We start from the raw sequence: 3,120 nt of genomic DNA on the forward strand, positions 1-3,120 counted from the left end.
GGGGGTGGCCGAGCCGCGGTCCGTGGCCGAGCCGGAGGGGGTGGCCGAGCCGCGGTCCGTGGCCGAGCCGGAGGGGGTGGCCGAGCCGCGGTCCGTGGCCGAGCCGGAGGGGGTGGCCGAGCCGCGGTCCGTGGCCGAAGGCTCCCAGGCGGCGCCCCGATGATCAGCGGGCGATGGGCCGGCGGGGTCGTCGCGTCGAGCGGCTTCTCTAACGCCGTCGCCCCGTCCCGGGTGAGCGGACCGTCCGGGGCGGTGGCCAGCGCCACGGCGCTCGCCGTGGCCTGGCCCTCGGTGAGCATGATCGGCGCAAGGGCCGTGGTCTGGTCGGGAAAGTGCGACTGTTCACCCGGAGGCGGGCCGCCCGTGACGTCAGGCGGGTGACGAACCGGGCCCGGTTCGCCGCGCGTCCGGAAACATATCGAGGAATGGTGTCGCGACGCGCCGGGAACGAGGATGCCGGACAGCCCTGGCTCAGCGGTTATGCTGGTTCCGGCGGGTACTGCGGTACATCGGTGCACGTCCAGCCGCCGGAACGTATCTCTCTGACGCGGGCGAGGAGACGCGCGGGCGGGAATACTCGACGTTCCAGGGCCGATCGTGTGTACTCGTTCGGTGTGAGCTGTGGTCCTTCCTCGCCGATTCTTCCCGAAATTTCGCAGCTCGTTGCGGGCGCACTAGCCGAAGGCGGATGATGCACAGGCTGTTGGCGGTCGTCGTTTCTCACGGGGGATCGACGTCTCTGTACCGGTTGCTGACCACACTGGATGCCATGGCGGAATGTCGGGTATTTCTGGTGGAGAATGACGGGAAAGCCCGGCATGATGCGTTGCCGGACGGTGTGCGCGTGGTCCAGGGGCACGGGAACGTCGGATACGGTACCGCGGTGAACCTCGCTGTCCGCCGTGCCGTGGAGGACGGGCTGCGGCCGGAGTGGATCCTGGTGGTCAACAGTGACGTGACGGTCCCTGCCGACACCGCGACGATGATCCCGAAGCTGCTCGCCTGGGCCGCGTCGTCCGCCGACGTGGTCGGCTTCCCGATCCGCGGCATGGCGGGCGAGCGGGGGCGGGCGAGTGCCGTCCTGCCGCGCCCGCGGACGAACGCTTACACGGCGGTACGGGGCGAGATCGCCGCGGTGGAGAGGTGGCCGGAACTGCGCTATCCGGTCGGCGCCTTCTTCGCCGTCCGTTCGGAGATTTTCCTACGGCTGGGCGGATTCGACCCGTCGTACTGGATGTACTACGAGGAGACGGATCTGTTCGCCCGGTTGCACGCCGCGGGCGGGCGCATCGTCTGGGCGGACGACGCCTGGCCGGTCGTACATGTGGGCGGGGAGACCGTCGGGCGGTCCGGGCTGCTGTACGCCGAACTCGGCCGGTCGGCCGCCACCTATGCCCGGCGGCACCGTCACGACGTGGGCCGGTCGTGGACCGCGGTGCACGCGGCCCAGCTGACCGTCCTCGCCGCGCGCAAATTGGCCGTGGGCCGGTCGCATGACGCGTTGCGCGCGGTCCGGATCCTCTCCGGGCTGGTGAGCGGGCTGGCCCGGCCAGGCTGGGAGCCCGCGGTCAGCTCACGGTGGCGCGCCGTCCCGGCCGAGACGCGGTTGCGTCTCGGCCATCTCCGCCCGGTACCGCGGACGCCGCAGTAGCGGCAGGATGATCTGATCGGTGATCTTGCCGACGGCTTCCCCGGACAGTAGGCACAGCGTCAGCATCACCTCGTTCCGGAGGAGGTCTCAGGGGACTGAGCGCATCCGTGGCGTGAGCGCGTCGAGGCCGAGCTCGCCATACCGGAGCCGGCCTCACCGCCGCCGTCACCAGCCGCGGGCGCGCCATTCCGCCAGGTGCGGGCGTTCGGCGCCGAGGGTGGTGTCGTGTCCGTGGCCCGGGTAGATCCAGGTGGTGTCCGGCAGTGGGCCGAAGATCTTGCGTTCGAGGCCGTCCATCAGCGTCGTAAAGGCCTGTTCGTCACCGAACGTGTTTCCAGGGCCGCCAGGGAACAGGCAGTCTCCGGTGAAGAGGTGGGGGGCGGCGGGATCGGCCTCGTAGAGCAGGGCGATGGATCCGGCTGTGTGCCCGACCAGGTGGATCACCCGAAGGGTGGCCGTCCCGACGGCGACCTCGTCTCCGTCGCGCACCTGCCGCGCGGTGGGCACCGGAATGGCGGGGGCGTCGTCCGGATGGGCGACCGTGCTGGCCCCGGTGGTGGTGACCACATCTGCGAGGGCCTGCACATGATCATCGTGCTGATGGCTGGTGACCACCGTCGCCAGCCCCGCGTCCCCGACGAGCCGCAGCAGCGTGTCGGCCTCGTTTGCCGCGTCGACGAGCAGCTGCTCCCCGGTGACCGGGCAGCGCAGCAGGTAGGCGTTATTGTTCATCGGGCCGACGGCGATCTTGGTGATCGACAGGCCTGGCAGGGTCCGCACGTCGGCCGGACCGCCGACCGTGACTTTCCCGGTGTACTCGGTGTAGCCGGTGCGGCTGGTGTCGCCGCCGTCGGCGTCGCTCATGGTGATCCTCTCCGGAGCGGATGGCGCGGATGGGACGGGAACAGGGGATAGCTGCTGGTCGTTACGGTCCGTCAGGTGGCACCGGGAGATCTGATGCCTCTGACGCCTCCGAGGTCTCTATCGGATTCGACGGATTCGTCCGGCTGGTGGTAGGTGGCCGCCCCCGGAAAAGTGTCGGTCCTCATCCGTAGCATGGCCACACTCGCCCAGGTCCGGTCTTACTGAAGATCATGAGGGTTTGTCGATGGCCGATCGTCTTGTCGTGCGTGGCGCGCGTGAACACAATCTCCGTGACGTCGACCTCGACCTGCCCCGCGACGGGCTGATCGTCTTCACCGGTATGTCCGGGTCCGGCAAGTCCAGCCTCGCCTTCGACACAATCTTCGCCGAGGGGCAGCGGCGCTACGTGGAGTCGCTGTCAGCCTATGCTCGGCAGTTCCTCGGGCAGATGGACAAGCCCGACGTCGACTTCATCGAGGGGCTGTCCCCGGCCGTCTCCATCGATCAGAAGTCGACCTCGCGCAACCCGCGGTCCACCGTCGGCACGATCACCGAGGTCTACGACTACCTGCGGCTGCTCTTCGCCCGCGCCGGCCGCCCGCACT

At 69.6% G+C, this 3,120-nt stretch carries 2 protein-coding genes and 1 pseudogene; 2 read left to right on the forward strand and 1 reads right to left on the reverse strand.

The window, feature by feature from the left end; translation table 11 throughout:
* Positions 1-769: 769 nt before the first annotated feature.
* Positions 770-1,651, forward strand: coding sequence for a glycosyltransferase (locus AC08OV_RS16425; RefSeq protein WP_476615121.1), 882 nt, complete (start codon positions 770-772; stop codon positions 1,649-1,651).
* A gap of 165 nt (positions 1,652-1,816) precedes the next feature.
* On the opposite strand, the gene AC08OV_RS16430 is transcribed toward AC08OV_RS16425, so the two are convergent.
* Complete coding sequence (locus tag AC08OV_RS16430) at positions 1,817-2,515, reverse strand: MBL fold metallo-hydrolase (protein ID WP_476615118.1); 699 nt, start codon at positions 2,513-2,515, stop codon at positions 1,817-1,819.
* A 244-nt stretch (positions 2,516-2,759) separates the two neighbouring features.
* Here AC08OV_RS16430 and AC08OV_RS16435 point away from each other — a divergent pair.
* Positions 2,760-3,120: pseudogene (locus tag AC08OV_RS16435) on the forward strand (excinuclease ABC subunit UvrA); the annotation flags it as partial.

The sequence above is a fragment of the Frankia sp. CeTa3Moorea genome (genome assembly GCF_978021225.1).

Excerpts from the sequence above, each read along its gene's own strand:
- AC08OV_RS16425 (WP_476615121.1), top strand. The coding sequence starts at position 770 with ATGGCGGAATGTCGGGTATTTCTGGTGGAGAATGACGGGAAAGCCCGG.
- AC08OV_RS16430 (WP_476615118.1), bottom strand. The coding sequence starts at position 2,515 with ATGAGCGACGCCGACGGCGGCGACACCAGCCGCACCGGCTACACCGAG.